Origin of the sequence: Paenibacillus sp. FSL H3-0310 (assembly GCF_038002785.1) — a bacterium.
GTDB classification, from domain to species: domain Bacteria; phylum Bacillota; class Bacilli; order Paenibacillales; family Paenibacillaceae; genus Paenibacillus_AQ; species Paenibacillus_AQ odorifer.
The window spans coordinates 4,152,853-4,173,216 of the sequence record NZ_JBBODC010000001.1 but is presented as its reverse complement, the minus strand read 5'-3'; the positions used below and the strand labels follow the sequence as shown (position 1 = coordinate 4,173,216).

Here is a 20,364-nt window from a genome sequence, read left to right as displayed (position 1 = left end):
AGGCATTTTAGATGAAAAGAAATAAATGGATATTAGCTGGGGTTTCGCTGATGCTGGCTGGCTCGTTGGCCGCCTGTTCATCATCCGAATCTAATACGGAGGTAAGCAGCAGCAATACAAACTCCGACAAAACAAAATTGGTCTACTGGACCATTGATCGTCATGATTCTGATTTTATTGAGCAAAAGATCAGCGAGTATGAAGGTCTTAATCCCAATATCGAGATTGAAATGAAGGTTATGGCAGAGAACTATACGCAGTCGGTGGATATTGCCTTCTCCAGCATGCAGGCGCCTGATATTCTCCGGGTGGATACTTATAACGTGCCAACATGGGTCAAAAGAGGGTATCTGGAATCTTTTGATAGCTACATTTCACCAGAGATGAAGAGCCGGTTCGAGAACGTACTTATCAACGAGAAAAATACCGTTGACGGCAAAATATATAGCCTTCCCAATATCGGTCAGTTCTGGCGCCTCATCTATAACGGAGATTTGTTCGAGAAGGCTGGCATTACAGAGCCGCCTACCACACTCGCAGAGATGGTCGAGGATGCCAAGAAAATTACGGCAGCGGGAAAAGATATAGGCGCTTACGGCTTCGCGGGTAATTTCAAAAGTACCAGTGGATTTGAGCGTATCGCTTATCCAATAACAACACTTAGCAAGACTAAGGGCACAGAGGGCTTCGACTTCCAGACCGGGCAATTTGATTTTAGCGTCTATAAAGAGGTTGCTGAGGCGCTGCGGCAGATTAAGGTGGATGGAAGCATGATGCCAGGATCGGAATCGCTTGATATCGACCCGCTGCGTGCGCAATTTGCTCAAGGCAAGATCGGTATGTATTTCAACCATTCCGTTGAGCCGACGGTCTACAAAACCCAATTCCCAACTGAAATTCGCTGGGCAGCTGCGATTCCTCCAACCATTGACGGGGAGCAGAAGGGTGTCAGCCAAGTTATTGCAGGAAGTTATTTGGCTATGAGCAAGGATTCGAAGCATAAGGAAGAAGCTTGGAAGTTTATTGAATGGATGTACAGTGATGATGTGCAGATTGCTTACCAGGAAGCAGGGTATGGGGTTTCGGTTATCCCATCGGTTGCTACTGTTGCCAAGGCACCAGACATTGCAGGAATTGAAGATTTTCTGCCTACGAAGTTAGACGGGATTTATCCAGCGACTCCGATGGTTATCAGTGAGGGACGTCTGGAAGGACTAAAGAAGGTTGATGTCTTCAATAGATACATTTTTGGTGGTGGAGATTTAGATAAAGAGCTTCAGGACTTGAATACTCGCTATAATGCGGCACTTGAAAAAGCCAAAGCCGCAGGTGACACCGATATCGAAGCACAGCCGGACTTCAATGCAGGTTCCCTGCAGGGATCATTGGCCAAATAAATCGAAAAAGACGCCTCTTAGGCTCCGTATTAATACGAGCTAGTGGCGTCTTTTTTTGATGACTACTATGATAATTTTTATTCCTCAGTCGTTTTAGCTGTGCTCGGGGTTCCTTTGTTATTGTAGAGCCACAGCGCGTATTCTAGAGGGCGAATCAGGGCTTTGCGGTATGTGGTTCCGTCACCTGATCTTGCGAACACTTCACGGGCGGGCTTGGGATTAACCTCCAGCACGTAAATTTTACCTTCGCGATCAATGGCGAGGTCCAATGCAAGCTCACATAAGGCTCCGTAACTTTCTTCCAAGAAGGCTGCGGCATCAAGGCCCAACCTCTCGGCAGTCTTCATGACCTTATCGGTTTTATCCTGACTGCCCAGCCATTCCTTCAGCAGCGTTTCCGCTCGAACGGCATGACCACCGCCATGAAGATTGGAGGTTACACTCCGCGCTGCACCGACCCGTGCTGCCATACCTGTCAGTTCCCAGACACCTTGCCCATTCTTTTGAACGAGCATCCGGTAATCATGGAAACGTCCGCCCGGCAGACGTAATGGGATCCCCTGTTGGATAAGGAAACGTCCGCCGATACACCATTGCCGTACGATGGAATCCAGCCGAGTAGAAGAGACTTTACGGGTGGGAATGATTCGGCGATCCTGGCGACGGCCTTGAATATCATATACCCCACGCCCATCCTTCATTCTCTCAATTCTGAGGATGCCACGTCCGCCTGTGCCGTTTGCCGGCTTGATATAGACTACTGAATTGGTTTTCAGCATCCGGCGCAGGTCGGCAGAGGACTGATAGAGTAAAGTTTCTGGCATATGCTGCCGGAAACGGCTTTTTTGTGAAAATGTTTGGTGAATGGTCCATTTGTTGCGCAGTGGACGATTCAGAAATAACAGATGATTGTAGCGTTCTCGGAAACGAAGCAGTTGCTGAAAGCGTGAGCTGCGCTGAATACGGCAACGGTCATAAATCATATTCGGAAAAGAACGCCATTTGCGTGACCATTTTCCGCTCTTGGGATCAAAGACAAGGGCATGGATCTGCTCTTTGCTGGGATGAACATCCATGGGGGTAAACACAAAGACATCCAAGCCAATTCGTTTGCCCTCGACGATCATTCTCCGGTACACGGCCTTTTCTTCAAGCTGCTTAGCTTCGTTAATATATAAAGTAAGAATGCCTAAGACGGGCTCTGGCACAGGAGTTCACCTTCTTGTGGAGAAATAGTAGTGCTGCCGGTATGATGGGGTGACCGGAGCAGTAATGTTGGCTTGCCGGTAGGACCAGTGGTAAGTGTGTCGGCAGCAAGGCCGATATTGAAGCACATCTTTAGGCTAGCAGTATTGTCGCAGGCAACACTGCATTGCAGATGCCCGAGGCGTTTCAGCTGGGCAGCCATTAAGGCAGTGCCGGTATGTCTATTCCGGTAGAAGGGGTGCACAGCGACAAGACAGGCTTCTGCACCGAAACCGGATACGAAGCTGACTCCTGCGAGCTGGCGCCCATTCTGACCGCGTACGGTGGCGACAAGCAGCGAGATACCCGGCTCTGACAACTGATCCGGTGTTAATCGGGCCAGCACTTTGCAAGCTTGGTTTGTGATTCGCTTCTCCCCATGCGCTCTTATAAACTCAAGCAGTCCAGCCAGCCGTGATTTCCACTGCTTGGCATTTATGTCATAGATGGAGGATATCTGCATGCTGTGTCACATCCTTTTAATGATTTCTATTTAAACTGGCGCGCTAAGTGCTGGCCGTAGTGAAAGATTCGCTCTAGGGACAGCTTGCGGATCGCGGGTTCATCAAATTTCATCGGCCGGGAGTTGGCCTCAAAGAACCAGAGTCCCCCGTTCTCATCTACACCCAGATCCATCGACATCTCTCCGAGCATAGAATCAGAAGCTCTTTCAATTTGTCTAGCGATAAGAAGGGCGGTTGTAGGTACACTCTTCAGGATCATGGCTGCTCTTTCGGTTCCAAATGTACTTTCCAGCATGCTGGCAGGCTCTTCAATACTACCGCCGCGTGGTACATGTGTTGTTATACTTCGGGCACCGGCGAGGCGTGCACCTATGCCGGTGACTCCCCAGCCGCCTCGGCTGTTTTTTTGCAGCAGCACCCGCAGATCAAACGGTCTTCCCCGATGAGTCGCCAGTTCAATAGCCTGCTGCACAATATAACGAGAGGTTCCTTTTTCTTTTCCTATTCTTGCCCAGAGCCGATCCATGGAAGCTGCTTTGTACGTCACATTTTTTTTGCCGCTTTGAATTTGGAGCCGGTAAGGCAAAGCGGTATCTGCACGATATTTTAGGCGCATAATTCCTTTTCCTGCTTTGCCGTTCTCTGGTTTAAGGTAGAGGCTGGTATGCTGATTCAGCATGGCAGTAAGGGTGTTTGCACTGCGTAAACGCCTCGTTTTTGGAACATGCTTTGAGGTGGAGTGCGAACCCCTTAACCATTCGAATAGACTCCATTTATTGAAAAAGTATGGATTATATAGCTTAATGCCTGGATGTTCCAGGCATTGAGCTATTTTACGTACCACAGCAGGCTTTTCCTCATCCTCACGGGTGGGAATTCGGTTATAAATGATTTGTGGAAGAGGTACAGGAATGCTGTACCAGATTTTACCGCTGGACGATGGGACATATCCGTTCACCATCCGTTCCTCAAGCTTGAGGTCACGGACAGTGACGACGTAGACAAGAAATCCCATTTCTTTGCCTGTGCGAATAATGTCCCGGAAGTTGCTGCGGTTGCCATTAAATTGCCGTACTTTATCGCTGGTTGTCAGTATGGCAATAACAGGTTTTGTATCTTCCGGATTATGGGTGCTCACATCTCATCCCTCCTGCGGAATTTGCTGAGGTATAGACAATGCTCCAGAATGTGCTCGATGGAAGCTTTGCCCTCAGCGCGCAGGGAAGGGTGACGGAAGATGGAACGACCTGGTTTGGCGTTGGCCTCGAACATCCAGATGTCTTCATCCTGATCAATTCCGAGATCAAAGCCAATTTCACCGAGCAAATGACGATGCTGGACTTCTAGTGATTCTGCCAGCTTGATGGCTGTAGTCTTTGCACGCTGCAGTACTTCATCAGCTCTTGCGCCGAATACACGTCCGAGTGCTTGCTGAGGTGTAAGCAATGCTCCTCCATTTTTAAGGTGAGTGGTGACACTGCCACGGCCGGCTTTTTTAGCGCCTATGCCGACTACAATCCACTGATTACTGCCGTTTTTATGCATATGGAACCGGAAATCAATCGGGCAGCCATCTATTTCAATGAGACGTATTCCCTGCTGAACTATATAATTTTGCAGATTTTGACCGTGACGCGAACGAAGCATACGCATAAGGGCTTCAAAGGTGGTAAAGCGTAAAAGAACGTTTTTTCCACCGCGGCGGTAGCGGGCAAAATACCCCTTTTTCGGGAGATAGGTAAGCCGATAAATGCCGTGACCCAGACTTCCCGCAGAAGGTTTATAGTATACAAAATGATGGTGATCCAGCATTTCTCTCATTTTTTCCGTGGACGGATTGCTGTGGGTTTCAGGTACATAACGATTTGCCGCCCCATCATTTTCTAAAAGCTTATAGATATCGGATTTATTGAAAAAGCTCCAGTTAAAGTATGGAATTCTTTTCCGCATAAATCGTTCGCGAAGTTGGTTGATATAGGGTGAGGTCTCAGCTCTCCGACTGGGCAATCGATTATAGACAACATCAGGCAGAGGGACCATTTTTCGTTCAAACTTACCGCTTGAGGTCAAAAAATATCCATAGACCTGTTCCTGTTGCCAGTTGATGTCACGCGGCATAAAGGCAAATATATAACATTTGTTGCTGCCTTCCCGCAGCAATTGCTTGATGAACCCTGTGCGAGAACCGAAGGGCTGAGACGAAGAAGCAGGACCATCGGACAATATGCCAACTAAAGGTCCTAGCTGCACCTCGTCATTCTGTAGATTGCGTAAATAGACACCGCCCGATTTCGGAACCTTGATAGCGCTTTTTACGCCTGAGGCGAGATATAGGTGATTTCCGGCGCGCTTGATGGGCTTGATCATGGTCGGGGTGGCATCTTTACCGAGCCTTAAGCGTATATTTTTTTTCCCCGTTAACTTCAAGCTTTTCATCAGTGCACCTGATACATATACAACTCTTTGGGGCTGCTTAGTGAAATGCACATTGCAAAAAGTGAGACTCATTTATGAATCCTCCTTAGGAACCATTGTTATCATTCTCCCGTTTGTAACGGAGCTGTCCGTAGATAGGGATGGTATCCGTCGTTGTGTGAGCAGTAGATGGCGCGCATAAGACAGTGGATTCTCGGCGGCGAGCTTAGCAGCCCGGCGGTCGCCCGTCAGCCGGAATACCGTGCGCCCTGGCTTGGAATTTGCTTCTAGTAAATGAATCCGACCGCTCGAATCAATACCGAAATCAAGGCCGAGTTCTCCAAGCCTGCCGCATGCAGCCTCCAGTAGGGGAGGCAAGTATGCAGCTTCTGCAGCAAGCTCATGCATGATGTCTTTTCCACCCTGACCATATTCAGCAAGCAAAAAAGGCAGGGGAGAAACAGCTGTTCCGCCGCCATGCAGGTTCGAAGTCAGCGAACCTTGGTTACCCAGCCGTACGGCCATGCCGGTAAGAGTCCAGCGGCCAAGGCCATTCTTTTGCATCAATACACGCACATCGAACGGTTGCCCCTTACTATTCGTTAGGTGCAGGAAAGGCTGTATAATATAGCGGCGTGAGCCGATAAATTCATGAATCCAGTTCAGTCCTTCAGCCTGTGAGTCGAAAACATATTGAAAAGGTGTATTTGTACCGTCACGCCCTCGTACTCTCATGCCTCTGTTTTGCAGTATGGCATGTAATGTACGTTTGCCATGGGTGCCGGCCTTGGGCTTTAGAAAGACTCCATATTCTCTTTCAGCAAGCATTGTACTTAACCTGCGGGTACCGGTATAGAGTACAGTTTCCGGCAGTATTGCCGCTGCTCTCCGGTCGCGCTTCAATATCTCATGTACACCCCATTTATCTGGCAAACCTCGAGACCAAGGCAGGGAACGATGAAGAGTAGAGAGAGCAGCGGAAGCTTCTTTTCTTTCTTTAGGACCTTCGTAAAAGCAGCGATTATAGACAATATCTGGCGGTGAAGAAGTGGTATTCTGCCAGCTTCCATCTTTCCAGGTATAACCGGTAATGGAGGACCCGTCTGCCGCTACTCCGTCTGGATGAAATACGAGGACTTTTAGGCTGTATAGAGGAGCTGCCCGGCATAAATGACTGCAAAACTCTGGCTCGGCGATCGGTGGATTCCCGTTGCGGCGGCCTGTCATAATGCCGAGGAACCCCACTTCTGTTTCAGTCATCGTGTCCTCCTTATAAACCGGCCAAGTAGCGGCAATATAAAATCATTTGCTTGACGGACGGTCTTATTTTTTGATCATTTAACGGTGTATTATCGTTCTTGGAGGGCTTGGAGTTAACCTCTAAGAGCCATATTCGTCCTGATTGATCCAGTGCCAGATCGATTCCGAGCTCTCCGAAATGAGCGGGGATAAAGGTTTCGACCCCTCTTGCAATGGCAAGTGCTGCTCTGGGCAGCTGAAGCTGAACGTTTTCTTTTGTGCCCGGAGGAAGACTGCTCTTGCTAACCGCTTCTTTTACTGTGCTGAGACTGCCACCTCTAGCTAAATTAGACACGAAGTGATTGCTTCCGGCGGTGCGGGCGACAATGGAGGTAACCCCCCATTTGCCGCTGCCATTCTTCTGAACAAGTGCCCGGAAATCTACAGGTCGCCTTCCTAGCTCCATCAAAGGCAATCCCTGCTGAATCTGGTATCGAGTAGTCTTCATTTTGGGAGCGATGGACTGGTACAATTTAGCGAGAGTGGTGTAGCTTTGCTTGCGTGTACCTATGGAGGTAGTAGACAACAGACGGTAACCTCCGCCTTCTTCTTTAGAGATACGAAGTATGCCTTTGCCGAGACTGCCTCGTACAGGTTTCAAAAATACACTTGGGTAATGGCTGCACATCTTCTTCATTACGGCAAAGCCGTTCAACGCATGCGACTCAGGTAAATACCGCTGCAGGGAAGGGTCTTGCGCTAAAGCTTCAAATACCTCTGTCTTGTCAAGAAATTTTTCGTTGAAGAAATGCGTTCCATATCGTGATTTTACATCCGCCAAAAAATGCTGTACGCTAGGTTTATTCTCCACCTTTCGCGTCGTTAACCGATTGTTGATTACATCGGCAATGGGCAGACTCATTTTTCTCCAACCCTCGTTGTATACCCAGCCCTGAATGGAAGAACTGCGTGTTTCCAGCGCTTCCGGGGTAAAGAAATATACATAGGCGCCTTGTGTGTGGCAGGCATTTGTCAATTCCCGGCAGAACATGGTAATGGGTCCAAACAACCTGTCGAGATTATCTGGATGGTCACGACTGACGAGCACGCCGATCAACGGTCCAAGCCGCAAGGTGCGGCTTACAGAGCTGTAAGAAACGTTGAGGGTTTGTCGGTGTTTCCATCCGGTCCGCTGCGCCAGTCCTTCGCTTACACGCAGGATGTCGGATTTGGGAGCCGAGATAATGGTAACCTCCTGCCGGAAAGAGCCGAATGCCAGCTGGAGTGTTCCGTGAGACGGGATTTTGAGTCTTTTCATGGATTTTTCGCCAAGCATTATAGCGTTTTCCTGCAGGATGCCCGAGTTGACCGTATGGACCGGGATCTTGAATTGGGACATCGTGGATCTCCTTCCGGTAGGCAGCATGATGCCGGCAATTTGGTAGCTAAGGGTTACATATCATTCATCATATGGAGACAGATGACCCTTGGTGATTGACCTAACCGCTAAAAACCTTGCCCAGTCATTTCATAAGCTCGGCCCAAGAAGCGAAACAAGTATGGAATGAGCGAATATTGGAAACTGAAGCGACGTGGATTCAGGAAGCAGCTGCTAACAAAACTTAAGCGTATGTTTTCGGAGTGAGTTTTTAGAGCAGAGTAGATTCAGGAAGCAGCAGCTAACAAAACCTAAGCGTAAGCTTTCGAAGTGAGTTTTGTACGAAGACGATTTGAGGAGTGTACGCTAACAAAACTTAAGCGTATGCTTTCGAAGTGAGTTTTGTACGAAGACGATTTGAGGAGTGTACGCTAACAAAACTTTTAGGAGGAATCATAATGAGCATTCACGACAAAGCACATGAATTGGCGAAAGCCATTAAAGAGAGCAGCGAGGTATCGGATATCAGAAATGCCATGAAGGTCGTAGAAACAGATCCTGAAGCGAAAGCGATGCTGGACAATTTCCGCCAAGGTCAGATGGAGCTGCAACAACGGATGATGAGCGGAGAAATGCCTCCACAGGAAGAAATGGAAAAGATGGAGAAGCTGTTCGAGGTGCTTAACTTGAATCTTGGCATTCGTCGTCTGTTCGATGCGGAACGCCGTCTGAGCGTTGTAATCGAGGATGTAAATAAAATTATCACCGAGAGTTTGTCTCAATTGTACGGCGAATAAATTTTAGCAATGAAAATCAAAAGAGGGTGTTCCCGAAGCCGGTGGCTCTGGAAACACCCTCTTTCTTGTGGCTGTGACTATAGGGCTAGCCTAAGTTCAAGCTCGACCCAATCTCAACCTCAACCTAATCTTGTTTACCTTCGACTGCGCAGAGAAGAATACCAGCTGCCAAACCTAAGCGGCGATCAAGCTTGCCTTTTCGATCCTCCGAGAAGTCAGCCATAATTTTGGTGACAAATGGATTGAAATTTTGCTTGAATGCAGGGATCGTAGTATCATCCATCTCGATATTATATTTCTGCGGAATAATAGCGATGAAGCGGCGCAGTAGAGCCATCGCGGTGCTGTCTTCCTTGATTTTTCCGATTTCCTGATCATGACGGTCAAGAATAATCCATTCATCCTTCAAAATAGATTTGAGACCCTTACGTCGAAAAGAACCAATATGCTCACCGGACTCTGTATCGTGTACATCATAAGTAGCACTAAAATCGACCACGTTGCGGGCTTTTATGCGCAGCAGCTCCTTCTGCATGGACTCATCCGTATAAAGTGCAATGTCTTCTTTAAGCTTGAACGCTTTCATTTGCGAATAGAGCACAAGCTGCTCAGAGCTATCAAAAATATGAAGTTTCGCACCCATGATCGAAAATACTTTTTTGCGAATTATGTATTCGGTATGATTATAAGCTGCATTCAATTCAAAAACGCCTCCCTAAATGAAATCATCATCTCATATATAAGCGTCTCTTGCTATATAAATGCTAACCTTTTATACATAATTTTGAAAAGGTATATATTTTTTAATGGACTTGTCTCATATTACGGGCCTCATGTTCATAGAGTAGAGATATAGATTCAATCGAATATCCTGTCTACGAAGGAGCTGTTATTAATGAGAAAAAGAAACAAGTTCAAACATGGTATCTATTTGTTGCTGGCGTTGGCCATGCTTTTGTATGCACTGCCGAAGCTTTCGCTTGCGAATGGACCGAGCTGGGTGTTTGGTTTTGGAGTCGTCTGGTCACTTTTTGCGTTTATGGTCATTGCGGCACATTTGCATTTTATTATCGGGGTTGATGAAGAAAAGTCCAAACGTTTGGAAGCTGTGCGAAAAGCAAAGCTGGAGCAATGGCAGACAAAGTGGAATGAAGAAACTAGAGTTTCGCAAAGATAATAGAGTTGACATCGGATACTAAAAAGCTAGATTAGCTTCAGGTCTCTCGAATAAGCGCGGCAGTCGTGCAAAGAGAGGCAAAAATGACTTAGAATGTTGCGGAAAGCGCAGAAGTAGTGCAAAGAGAGGCAAAAATGCCTCAGAATGCTGCGGAAAGCGCGGCAATGGTGCGAAGAGAGGCATAAGTGCCTTAGAATGCTGCGGAAAACACCAAAGTAGCCAAAAGAAAGGTATAAATACCTTAGAATGCCGCGCAAAACACCAAAGTAGCCAAAAGAAAGGTATAAATACCGTAGAATGCCGCGCAAAACACCAAAGTAGCCAAAAGAGAGGTATAAATACCGTAGAAAGCCGCGCAAAACGCGCAAGTAGCCAAAAGAAAGGTATAAATACCGTAGAATGCCGCACAAAACACCAAAGTAGCCAAAAGAAAGGTATAAATACCGTAGAATGTCGCACAAAACGCGCAAGTAGCCAAAAGAAAGGTATAAATACCGTAGAATGCCGCGCAAAACGCACAACTAGCCAAAAGAGAGGCAAAAATGCCTTAGAATGCTGCGGAAAGCGTAGGAGTGGCGCGAAGAGAGGCAAAAATGCCTCAGAATGCCGCGAAAAGCGCAGAAGTAGCGAAAAGAGAGGCATAAGTGCCTCAGAATGTTGCGGAAAGCGCGGCAATGGTGCGAAGAGAGGCAAAAATACCGTAGAATGCCGCGCCAAAAGACACACTCATACGAAAAAGCCCACTAGCCTAAGCCAGTGGGCTTTAATATGCCCCTGCATTGCTAGCAGGGGGCTAAATGTTATTTTCAACCCGTAAAAGGATTGATCTCATTCGTGAGATCTCTTCCAGCCTTCTTTTCTTCTGCAGATATCCGTTTACCGAGAGCCGCGTAATACCACACTGCAGGAACGAGAACCGCGAGTATAACAAGAAATTGCATAAGCTCAGCTCCTTTCACGTCGATAGTATAAACTTTTTTCCTGATCGTAGAAAGGATGGATATGATCCTACCATCCTCCCATCCGACCATCATCCCACCCACTTGTTGCAAAAACAATCCGACTACTTTTTACTGACCGAGCCTTCTACTTCAAATACATAACTGGCGCTTCCCTGAGGCCATCTTGCATGGATGATATACAGATGTCTGCCTCTACCTGCTGCGAGTTGAAAACTATTTTTGTCCACGGAAAGGGCTTCGTCCGGTCGTTCCTCACGGGGAAATGAAGCCATAACCTCTATCTCTTTGGGTGCATATGAGAACTCGAGTTCTACCCGATCACCGCTGATGGCTTTAGGATGTACCTTTTGTTTGGAAACCAATTCATCGTAAGAAGCCATATCCACACATACGCCTTTGCCATTGTCGTTCCAGCAATAAGAGCCTTGAATAGACTCGAACCGCTCACCGCCAACAGTAACTTGAACACTTGGGGGCTGTGGGTTAGCAGTGTCTTCTGATGAAATCTTATCTTTAAAAGTTGATTGAAACAAGTCCAATAGATCTTTTTTGCTGGTATCTGACAGATGATAGTGGCCCATTTGTCCGGATTTAATGAGTAACCCACTGTTACTTCCGCCGATCCAAAAAGAGAACTCATAACTTATGCCATCCTTCATGTTCACAGTGGTGCTGTAATCGCTGGGAGCAATATCTAGTTGTCCTCTATCATATTCAGCAGTAGTTATGGCTTGAACGAAACGTTCAAACGAGGATGGATCCGAAATAGTGGCCATGGGCTGTTTTTTTTCAATTAAGTTAATAGAAACTATATTATTTGCATCCAACTCAATCTGGCCTGCTTGTTTTACTTCGTTTCCCGTATTTCCACAGCCGACCAGTCCTATAAAAAGCAAAGTAATAGTAAGTAGTAATAAAGCGGTCTTGTTCATATCTTCAATGCTTCTTTACACATTCTTTAATTCTCAGACTATAAAAAAAGGAAAAGGTTGCTAAATAAAGGAAGTGAATTTTTAAGGTCAGCTTAAAACGCATCAGAGATATTCAGTTTCAAAAAATTCGATTTTAAGGTGGTTTTCAAACTTACTATGTGGCAATACCTACCTTAATCGTAGATTGTGTAAGGAGAGTGAAATTCGAATTCGAAGCTTATGAATCGGTTGTACTGAGCCATTCTATCCGTGTATAATAGGTACAATTATACACGAAGGATTAATAAATCCTTTAAGATACTGGTATTTCTAACTATTTTATAAATGAAATCATGTGATGAATAACGGATAAATAACATTTCTTGCAAAAAATTAAAAGTCCAGAACATTCCCGAACTTTATCTTCACCTTTTCTCCAGCACTCTGCTTCATTTTACTGGTGATATGAGTATATATCTTTAATGTCGTCTTTGGACTTTCATGACCGACTCTTTTCATAATGGTAGGCAAATCCACTCCGGCTTCAGTCAACATGCTAATGTGTGTGTGTCGAAATATATGAGGTGTAGCTGGCTTGGTGATGCTTGTCATTCTTAGTAATGTTTTCATTCTATCTAAGAAGGCTTTTTGAGTATAAGGATATCCGTTAGAACGACAAAAAATAAAATCTCCATTATGAAAATCTGAATAATGCTTTTTATATTCTCTGTGAATTTCATTTTGCTTTACTTTAAATTTTAATAACATGTCGATAATGGATGGGTCTAAATCTATAGTCCGAACTGATCCTTTTGTTTTGGGAGGGGTTAATCGGTAATCTAGCATATTGTTATGAGGATTGTATAACGTTTTTGTGACTCTGATTTCATTTGTATCTTTGTTAAGATCACTCCACTTCAATACACTTGCCTCCCCTGGACGTAGACCGCTAAAAGCCATCAGATAGAAAAACTCCTTATCTCGTTCCTTTCCATGTTCACGAGCAGCCTTTAAAAATTCTTCCAGTTCATGTATTTCTAAATATTTATCTTCTAATTTATTTTTCTCTATATCCTCCACCGTTTGAACTTTGGACGGTATTACAACTCCCGTGCAAGGATTGTCCAATCTAAGTTTATTTTTGATCGCGTACTTCATAATCTGATTAGCAGTACTATGTACACCTTCTATAGTGCTTCTTGTATAATTTTCATTAAATATTTTCTTAATCACTTTCTGGTAATAGGCATGAGTTACCTTTTCGACTACCAAATTAGCCATGTACTTATTCAGAATAGCTATCTGACTCTCTCGAATTCTAACGGTGCTTTCTTTAACCTCACCTAAAGCATATGTCTCCAGCCAGTCAAGAGCTATTGTCATGAATTTGGCTGATTTTGCTTTCTTTGCGTCTAGTCCAAACTTCAACGCCTCTACAGCGTCTTGAGCGCGCTTTGATGCTTCTCCTTTAGTGTCCGCACGGCGAGAAACTTGTCGTCGCTCACCAGTAGACGGGTCTGCTGGTCCTTCCATGACACACAGCCATTTGTATCCTTGTTTATTTTTTGCGGGTATTTTCTTTAAGTACGCCAAGAAAAAACGCCTCCTTTACTAAAAATTTATAGCATCTTCTATAGCTTCCATAGGTAGATACAAACGCGAAACTGCTGTTCCGTGGCGCCAAGCTACCCTAGACAGGTTAATGGTTACATATCCTCTGCGGCTAGGAATGGAGAGATCTCCAGTGAGCACAGTTGCAAATTCTCGGGAGATGTGTGAAGGTAAGTCGCAGCTTTCATAATTTCTATCAACCTCAACGTCTAGTGGTTTGTCCCAGTCGAATCCCTCAGGAGGTTCGATGATGAGTATTTCTGGACGGGAACAATCTCCATCCCAATTGTAATATGCTTGGATGCGAGTTTCTGATCCAAATCCATAAGTTGAGTTATTAGAACCTTCAGTTGATTCACAGAGAGTTTCTTCAGATGCAGAAATATATTTGAATGTGGACAAATATAGCCCCTGCCTTATTCGATCCTCAATTTGTTCAAATCTCTTCTTCGCAAAATTTAGTGGAACTTTAAATTCACGAGATAAATATCCAATTGCTTCGGCTCTATTTGAAGGAAGGCTTATTTTTTCGATCATAAAGAAAGGAATAGCAGCGTAAAAAATAAAACGATCTGCTTCAATCTCTTGTGCTTTTGTAAATTGTTCTGGCATCAATAATTGGTTTCCAGCATGTCGGAGTAAGTGACAGAGTTCATGAAAAAACTCAAGACGTTGTGATTCTTCCGAAAGGCGATTGTCAAGAAACATACTGTACACCCCATTAGAAACCTCGATTCCTTTGCTCTTCTTATTATGATAATGAATCCAAACATTGAATTTTTTTGCTAACAATTCAATAGATAAATGTGATGGCTCGATGATGTTATGGCTCTGATATAATTCAGAAATCTTTTTTTCAAGTGGGGGAGTTTGGTAGTTTTTAATCATGTTATTCTCCTTGTATGCGATCATATGTTCTGATTTATATTAAAAAGAAAAGCCATTTCTGGCTAAAATTTCTTTTGGTCATTTTTCTCCTTGGACATCTCCAGGCTTACGGCCTTTCTCTTTATCCTGGAGTATCTTAAATATTTCCCGCATTTCTTCGCGTCGTTCTTCGGGGGCGCTTAAATAATCTCTAAAAAAGATACCATGTTCAGGGTTGTTAATGAAATCCTCAAACTTGGCTTGTTCTTTTTTTTCTAAATCACCCTTATCCAGAGAAGATCCTTTATTGTTTGTTCTTCCAAGGATGTAATCGCCCGAAACATCAAAGAAATCTGCAAAGGAGTTTATTTCACTGTCTGCTACAGGACGTCTACCGGATTCTATTCTCGAAAGAACACTGTTGTTAATGCCGATTCGATTAGCAAGTTCGATTTGGCTTAAATTTCTTTCTTCTCTCAATTGTCTAATGCGATCTCCTGAAATCGACATCCCAGCCACCGCCCTTTATTTCTGTTTTAGCAATATGATATTAACACTTTTCTAAAATAGAAAAAACATTTTTGCTAAAACAACAAAATATTATTGGCATTGCTATTTTAGCAATGTATATTTAATGCAAGGCTTTGCTAAATCAGCAAAGAACGGAGGTGCAAGATGGGACATCTAAATCTATTATTTATAAAAAAACGCCGTCTAGAATTAAACTTATCACTTCAAGAAATGGCGGAGTCACTAGGTTTTAAAAATGCTTCAACATATATGAAATATGAGGAAGGTACTTACTCCTTTAAAGCCAACCACTTGCCGATTTTAGCAAATAAACTCGATGGAAAAATTGAAAATTTTTTTATTGATAACTTTGCTGAAATAGCAAAGTTAGAACATTCCGCAACTAAGGAGGTTGTCTAAGTGGCCATTGTTCTTATTGAAACCAATGAACTTGAAAAAATCATTAACAAAGCTATCTCTACCGCTTTAGAAGGCCAACGTAGCAATAACTTACCTCCACTTCTAACCAGACAACAATTCATGGAATTGCTTGAGATAGGAGCAACGAAAGCCGCAGAACTTTTCAATCGGCCCGGATTCCCTGTCACACGGGAATTTGGTAATCCCCGAGTAATCACCCGCCTGCTTCTTCTGTGGGCAGAGGAAAACAGTGAATGGATGAGCCAGCATGCCAATGTAAGCTGGAAGTCAGCGATTTAAAACCCGCCGCGCCATAACGGTTGCGGCGGTTGAGGGAATGTGGGCAAGGGGAATTGCTTAATAAAAGCATACATCATTCCCTTGTCCAATAGCACCTAACTAATTTGGACAAATAAGGGGGCAATAAGTGTGGCAGTTGGACATTTTCCAGGAGCACTTCAAGAAGTGCTTAAAAGAACAGGCGATTCATATCAAAAGGCTGGACGAGCTGCACATGTTGACGGTTCGCAGATAGGGAAAATCATAAATGGTACTCGCAAGCCATCTAAACCAGTAATGCAGGCTGCGGTTAGACACTACGATGATATTCGGTTGATTATTGGCGCAGCAGAAGAGGTTACGGGTGGGGCATGTGTACCTTACTTAGATGGCGCTGACTTACATCCAAGTTCAACATACATAAAAACAATCGAGGAAATCCAAGAAGCATTACTGGCTTTACAGTCAATTCCAATCACTAAGAGATTAGACCAGTTGACGCCTGCTGATCATGAGAACGTCAAAAATGGACTAATGGAGCAGATAGAGGCCATAACGGCACTTACACATAATGCAGCAGTCCTTTGTCGGAAATATGATATTTCTTACCTTGGGTTATGGGCGGATCATCGGAATGAACTGAGACAAAAAAAATATATGAATTGAGGTTTTTTTATGAGACTCGAAGATTTGGAAGATCAAGCGCGGTTTGAAGCTAAGAACGCTAAGCGTAATCTGAAAATGATAAAACGCCAAGCAGAACATATTGATCCGATCAAGTTGAAACGAAACATTCGTTGGCTAGAATTGCTGATCTGGTTGCATCAATGTGAAATGCATCATGCCAAAGAACAACATAAAAAAGCCCGCCTGGCACGGCGGACCTCATTGAGAACCCGGTTGATGAGCCTCGTTACGTCTATTTTAACTCTTGATCGTCTAAAGCACAAGCAAGAGACAGTGTAAATGGTTGAGCTTACGCTTTAAGGCAGAAAGGCTTCGGCCTCTGTCTCACAGCATCAGACCTTAGATTAACCTTCCTCCGGCCGATGCTGTGAGATGCGGCTGACGCATCCTAATTTGCTATGAAAGGAGATACCCAATGAATGACAACCCCTTTTCAAAAGTCTCAGTCAGAAGTCATATTTCAGGATGGAAGACCCCTAACAAAAAGCCTAGTCGGACCTCGGATAATGCTTCTACTGGATACCGATCCGGCAGCGTTTGAGCAGGAAGCGATCAATTATTTTGCTGTAGGTTATCCAGGATTAACAATTGTTCGGTTTGAAAACCCGACTTTCTACCTCCGTGATGACAGACCATTGAAACCTTATTTTAAAGAAAAGCAGCGACAGCGGAGGTGAAATTATGCCTGAGGGCAGTTACCCCTTTCCGATGTACTCCGGGTTATTTGAGCCAAAACATTATAAAAAAATAGCTTCAGCGATTTGGCTGTTTGCCTGGTGCATCAGCTCCAGGACGAAGGAAGTCGAAGAGGACGGAACTATCTGGGGCATTGTTCTTGGTAATAAGCCGATGAAGCTGTCAGAGATCGGAGAGCAATTTGGGGTCAATGACAAGACGGTTAGTAGGTGGCTCGGAGATCTACAAGATCATGATTATATTCAAGTCACAAGAGCACCTAGAGGATTGATCATCAAGGTGAAAAATTCTAAGAAAGACTTGCTTAAGAGATCAGACAAGAATGTCCGATCACAAGAAAGTGATAAGACAAAAATGTCCGATCACATATCAGATGATCAGACAAAAATGTCCGATCATGAGCCAATTTCATCGAGTGATCAGACAAAAATGTCCGATGCAAAAGATATTAAAGATCTTATTACTACTACTACTATTATTTTAGAAAATGAGTTTTCCGAAGAAATCAATCCAAATCCTGAACTGGATGGAATGATCGCCATTTTAAACGCTTATTGCGAATTGCATAAAAAAATTGACACGAATGTCAGCGCACTTGAACGCCAAGCCATGAATCAGATGGTCGCCGGGGGGATGCCGGTACCCTTTACCATCAAAACTATGGAAAAAATGTACAAGGCCAAGCAAAACCGAGATAAGGATAACTTTTACCAACCGAATAGTTTTGCTTACTACGTGTCCGGTATCGAAGAAGCGTGGCGGAATACCAATGCTGTAAAAACGACACAACCTAAAAAAACTACGCCACGAAACGGCAAGCAGGATAAACTTGCTGACCTAAGGCGTAGAGCAGAGGAGGCAAAGCAACTTGAAGAGAGCAGAAGTCATTGAGCTACTAGTAAGGATTGCAGAGGAATATAGCCAGGTCGATACTAGCGATTCAGAGATTGATCGGCTTTATGAGCACCTTAAAGATTTCCCGTTTGATGTTGCTTCCGAGAATGTGCGACAGCATATTTTGACTAATACGTATCCACCCAAGATTGCACAGATTCGCGGCAAGCATGGAGACTTAAAAGAGCATACTCGTGAGAAGTTAGAGGCTGCCCACTTCTTAGCGGAAATGGAAGCAGCTCAGGCAGATATCATTTCACCGCCGCCCGGCTGGAAGGAGAAAATAAATGGAATCCTTGGCAACAAGAGAGTTACCGAATAGTCCGTCAGCCGAAGCAACAGTACTAGGAGCAATCATCATTGACAGCACAGGGGATGCAGCAGACTTAGTAGCAGCGATGAGTCCAGAGGCTTTTTATAACCCGGCAAACCGCAATATATTTGGTGCTATTACATCCCTATATCAGTCAGGTAATCCAATAGAGTTACCGTCGTTAGCTAACCAATTAAACCATGAAAAACAACTGGAACAGATTGGTGGAGTGTCCTACTTAGCTAAGTTGGCTAGATCAGTACCCACAGCGTCGGATGTAACTTATTACATAGGCGTAATGAAGGAAAAGCACACACTACGGAAAGCAATCCATTCAGCGCAGGAGCAAATGGAACTTGCTTACAACAGTGATGATGCTGAACAAGTCGTAAATAGTATGCAGATTGCTGCTTCAGATATATCGGACCAAACGACCACAAAGGCTGATTTCAAATCTGTGAGAGACGTCTTGATTGAAGTGATTGAAACCACTGAAACCAAAGTAGAAAACGCCATTAATGGTGTAGTTTCCGGAATTCATACGGGATATACGGATCTTGACCAAATGACGGCGGGTCTTCAAAAAGGGGACTTAATGATAGTGGCTGCTCGGCCTTCAGTTGGAAAAACTGCATTTGCCTTAAACATCGCTCAAAATGTGGCGGTTCGCTCAAAAGAGACGGTAGCAATATTCAGCCTTGAAATGTCGGCTCCCTTACTCGTTCAACGGATGGTAAGTGCCGAAGTCAATTTAGACGCTTCAACGCTACGGACTGGATCAATGCGGGAAGATGATTGGAATAAACTATCTGTTGCTGCTGGGATTCTAGGTGAGTCCAATCTATTCATAGATGATCCTGCAGTAATTACGGTTCATGAGATCCGCGCGAAGTGCAAACGGTTGAAGAAAGAGAAGGGATTAGGTTTGATTGTCATTGATTACTTGCAGCTTATTCAGGGCAGGGGCAGTAAGAACGGCAGTGAGAATCGTCAACAGGAAGTATCTGAAATTTCTCGTACTCTCAAGCAGATTGCCCGTGAACTGGATGTGCCGGTTATTGCATTGTCCCAGCTCAGTCGTGGAGTGGAGCAGCGCCAGGACAAGCGTCCAATGATGAGCGACCTTCGCGAATCAGGATCTATTGAACAAGACGCTGATATCGTGTCATTCCTATACCGTGATGATTACTACAATCAGGATTCCGAAAAGAAAAACATCATTGAGGTGATCATTGCCAAACAGCGCAATGGCCCTACTGGAACCGTTGAACTGGTGTTTTTGAAGAACTTTAATAAGTTCGTGAATTATGAAAGGGCGCATGTCTCATGACTATTGTCTGCATTGAATGCTGCACTGACATGGTGGAAATCAGAACGGACCTATACCGCTGTAAATGTGGATTTGAGATAGAACAACTGACCATTGAAAGGATGGATGAACTTGGATTCTGCAATCAGAAAGATACAAAAAGCCTTAAAGCTTGCTGATGGAAATGCGAATGCCGAAGAATCTCAGAATGCAATCTTGCTTGCTCAACGGTTAATGGCTAAGCACGGCCTAACGGCTCAGGACGTTGGCTCTCAGGAGGAAAAAGCACCTGAAGCACGTAAGGGTTCTATTCGCAAGAGTCGTGTTGAATGGTGGCACCGTATACTCAACAGTATCATTGCCGATAATTTTCGTTGCTTTGGATTCTTTACCAGTGGGCGGAATATTGGATTCCTTGGTTTGCCGGAAGATGTTGATATTGCAATTGAGGTGTATGGATTTGCCGAGAATGCTATTCGGCATCACGCAAGCGAGTACCTGAAATATTACTGTTATTCAAGTTCCCGTAGGGTATCCAATGGGATCAAGAATGATTACATTACCGGATTCTTGCAAGGCTTACGTGAGAAGCTTAAGGAGCAAGTTGCAGCAGAGTGCTACTCACTGGTTCTTGTGAAACATGAAGTTGTTGTCAAAGCACATGATGATGCAGGCTGGAAGACGGGTAAGCCCGTTCAAATGAATCTTGCCGGAGACAGCGAAGCACGCATGCAGGGATATATTGACGGCAAAGAGTTTAATAACCCGGTTGGGAAAATGATCGGATAAAAGG

At 44.5% G+C, this 20,364-nt stretch carries 23 protein-coding genes; 11 read left to right on the top strand and 12 right to left on the bottom strand.

Annotated features, from left to right (window positions below):
• The first annotated feature begins 11 nt into the window (after positions 1 to 11).
• Positions 12 to 1,397 carry an ABC transporter substrate-binding protein gene (locus tag MHH63_RS18990; RefSeq protein WP_341171948.1) on the top strand — a complete coding sequence of 462 codons (1,386 nt, stop codon included), beginning with the start codon at positions 12 to 14 and terminating at the stop codon, positions 1,395 to 1,397.
• A gap of 77 nt (positions 1,398 to 1,474) precedes the next feature.
• On the opposite strand, the gene MHH63_RS18985 is transcribed toward MHH63_RS18990, so the two are convergent.
• The 6 genes from MHH63_RS18985 to MHH63_RS18960 are packed head-to-tail and all read right to left on the bottom strand — an operon-like array spanning position 1,475 to position 8,159.
• Positions 1,475 to 2,605 carry a YheC/YheD family endospore coat-associated protein gene (locus MHH63_RS18985; protein ID WP_076184268.1) on the bottom strand — a complete coding sequence of 377 codons (1,131 nt, stop codon included), beginning with the start codon at positions 2,603 to 2,605 and terminating at the stop codon, positions 1,475 to 1,477.
• Positions 2,587 to 3,105, bottom strand: a complete 519-nt coding sequence (locus tag MHH63_RS18980; protein ID WP_341171947.1) for a GNAT family N-acetyltransferase — start codon at positions 3,103 to 3,105, stop codon at positions 2,587 to 2,589. Before MHH63_RS18980 ends, MHH63_RS18985 begins: the two co-directional genes overlap by 19 nt.
• 26 nt (positions 3,106 to 3,131) lie before the next feature.
• The gene (locus MHH63_RS18975; RefSeq protein WP_076184269.1) at positions 3,132 to 4,244 is read right to left on the bottom strand and encodes a YheC/YheD family endospore coat-associated protein; all 1,113 of its coding nucleotides are present in this window, start codon (positions 4,242 to 4,244) and stop codon (positions 3,132 to 3,134) included.
• Positions 4,241 to 5,614, bottom strand: coding sequence for a YheC/YheD family endospore coat-associated protein (locus tag MHH63_RS18970; RefSeq protein ID WP_036683976.1), 1,374 nt, complete (start codon positions 5,612 to 5,614; stop codon positions 4,241 to 4,243). Before MHH63_RS18970 ends, MHH63_RS18975 begins: the two co-directional genes overlap by 4 nt.
• Positions 5,615 to 6,781: a YheC/YheD family endospore coat-associated protein gene (locus MHH63_RS18965; protein ID WP_076191142.1), complete on the bottom strand. Its 1,167-nt coding sequence runs from the start codon at positions 6,779 to 6,781 to the stop codon at positions 5,615 to 5,617. It lies immediately after the preceding gene.
• Positions 6,782 to 6,791: 10 nt separating this feature from the next.
• Positions 6,792 to 8,159 carry a YheC/YheD family endospore coat-associated protein gene (locus MHH63_RS18960; RefSeq protein WP_341171946.1) on the bottom strand — a complete coding sequence of 456 codons (1,368 nt, stop codon included), beginning with the start codon at positions 8,157 to 8,159 and terminating at the stop codon, positions 6,792 to 6,794.
• Between the two features lie 437 nt (positions 8,160 to 8,596).
• On the opposite strand from MHH63_RS18960, the gene MHH63_RS18955 reads away from it, so the two are divergent.
• On the top strand, positions 8,597 to 8,935 hold the full coding sequence (locus tag MHH63_RS18955) for a YlbF family regulator (RefSeq protein ID WP_036683973.1): 339 nt from the start codon (positions 8,597 to 8,599) through the stop codon (positions 8,933 to 8,935).
• A gap of 124 nt (positions 8,936 to 9,059) precedes the next feature.
• On the opposite strand, the gene MHH63_RS18950 is transcribed toward MHH63_RS18955, so the two are convergent.
• Positions 9,060 to 9,635 carry a hypothetical protein gene (locus MHH63_RS18950; RefSeq protein WP_076184272.1) on the bottom strand — a complete coding sequence of 192 codons (576 nt, stop codon included), beginning with the start codon at positions 9,633 to 9,635 and terminating at the stop codon, positions 9,060 to 9,062.
• A 195-nt stretch (positions 9,636 to 9,830) separates the two neighbouring features.
• On the opposite strand from MHH63_RS18950, the gene MHH63_RS18945 reads away from it, so the two are divergent.
• A complete protein-coding gene (locus tag MHH63_RS18945; RefSeq protein ID WP_076184273.1) occupies positions 9,831 to 10,112 on the top strand; it encodes a hypothetical protein in 282 nt (93 codons plus the stop codon).
• An 806-nt stretch (positions 10,113 to 10,918) separates the two neighbouring features.
• Here MHH63_RS18945 and MHH63_RS18940 read toward each other — a convergent pair.
• The 5 genes from MHH63_RS18940 to MHH63_RS18920 form a co-directional block, all read right to left on the bottom strand.
• A complete protein-coding gene (locus MHH63_RS18940) occupies positions 10,919 to 11,053 on the bottom strand; it encodes a hypothetical protein (protein WP_256717184.1) in 135 nt (44 codons plus the stop codon).
• A 122-nt stretch (positions 11,054 to 11,175) separates the two neighbouring features.
• The gene (locus MHH63_RS18935; RefSeq protein ID WP_341171945.1) at positions 11,176 to 12,006 is read right to left on the bottom strand and encodes a hypothetical protein; all 831 of its coding nucleotides are present in this window, start codon (positions 12,004 to 12,006) and stop codon (positions 11,176 to 11,178) included.
• Between the two features lie 372 nt (positions 12,007 to 12,378).
• Positions 12,379 to 13,578, bottom strand: coding sequence for a tyrosine-type recombinase/integrase (locus tag MHH63_RS18930; RefSeq protein WP_341120748.1), 1,200 nt, complete (start codon positions 13,576 to 13,578; stop codon positions 12,379 to 12,381).
• 18 nt (positions 13,579 to 13,596) lie between these two features.
• On the bottom strand, positions 13,597 to 14,484 hold the full coding sequence (locus tag MHH63_RS18925) for an ImmA/IrrE family metallo-endopeptidase (protein WP_341171944.1): 888 nt from the start codon (positions 14,482 to 14,484) through the stop codon (positions 13,597 to 13,599).
• A 78-nt stretch (positions 14,485 to 14,562) separates the two neighbouring features.
• On the bottom strand, positions 14,563 to 14,973 hold the full coding sequence (locus MHH63_RS18920) for a helix-turn-helix domain-containing protein (protein ID WP_341086010.1): 411 nt from the start codon (positions 14,971 to 14,973) through the stop codon (positions 14,563 to 14,565).
• Positions 14,974 to 15,138: 165 nt separating this feature from the next.
• Between MHH63_RS18920 and MHH63_RS18915 the strand changes: the two genes are divergently transcribed.
• The 8 genes from MHH63_RS18915 (at position 15,139) to MHH63_RS18880 (ending at position 20,360) form a co-directional block, all read left to right on the top strand.
• Entirely contained in the window at positions 15,139 to 15,393 is a 255-nt protein-coding gene (locus MHH63_RS18915; protein WP_076316753.1) for a helix-turn-helix domain-containing protein, read from the top strand.
• A complete protein-coding gene (locus tag MHH63_RS18910) occupies positions 15,394 to 15,693 on the top strand; it encodes a DNA-binding protein (protein WP_341171943.1) in 300 nt (99 codons plus the stop codon).
• Positions 15,694 to 15,822: 129 nt separating this feature from the next.
• Positions 15,823 to 16,338, top strand: coding sequence for a helix-turn-helix domain-containing protein (locus MHH63_RS18905; RefSeq protein ID WP_076316754.1), 516 nt, complete (start codon positions 15,823 to 15,825; stop codon positions 16,336 to 16,338).
• Positions 16,339 to 16,347: 9 nt separating this feature from the next.
• Complete coding sequence (locus tag MHH63_RS18900; protein WP_341171942.1) at positions 16,348 to 16,638, top strand: hypothetical protein; 291 nt, start codon at positions 16,348 to 16,350, stop codon at positions 16,636 to 16,638.
• A gap of 402 nt (positions 16,639 to 17,040) precedes the next feature.
• Complete coding sequence (locus MHH63_RS18895) at positions 17,041 to 17,946, top strand: hypothetical protein (RefSeq protein ID WP_445321762.1); 906 nt, start codon at positions 17,041 to 17,043, stop codon at positions 17,944 to 17,946.
• Positions 17,924 to 18,271, top strand: a complete 348-nt coding sequence (locus MHH63_RS18890; RefSeq protein ID WP_341171941.1) for a replicative helicase loader/inhibitor — start codon at positions 17,924 to 17,926, stop codon at positions 18,269 to 18,271. The genes MHH63_RS18895 and MHH63_RS18890 overlap by 23 nt, the downstream gene beginning before the upstream one ends.
• Positions 18,237 to 19,592 carry a replicative DNA helicase gene (gene dnaB / locus MHH63_RS18885; RefSeq protein ID WP_341171940.1) on the top strand — a complete coding sequence of 452 codons (1,356 nt, stop codon included), beginning with the start codon at positions 18,237 to 18,239 and terminating at the stop codon, positions 19,590 to 19,592. Before MHH63_RS18890 ends, dnaB begins: the two co-directional genes overlap by 35 nt.
• Before the next feature lie 111 nt (positions 19,593 to 19,703).
• Positions 19,704 to 20,360 (top strand): DUF2786 domain-containing protein, encoded by a 657-nt coding sequence (locus tag MHH63_RS18880; protein WP_341171939.1) that lies wholly within the window; start codon positions 19,704 to 19,706, stop codon positions 20,358 to 20,360.
• The last annotated feature ends 4 nt before the right edge of the window (positions 20,361 to 20,364 follow it).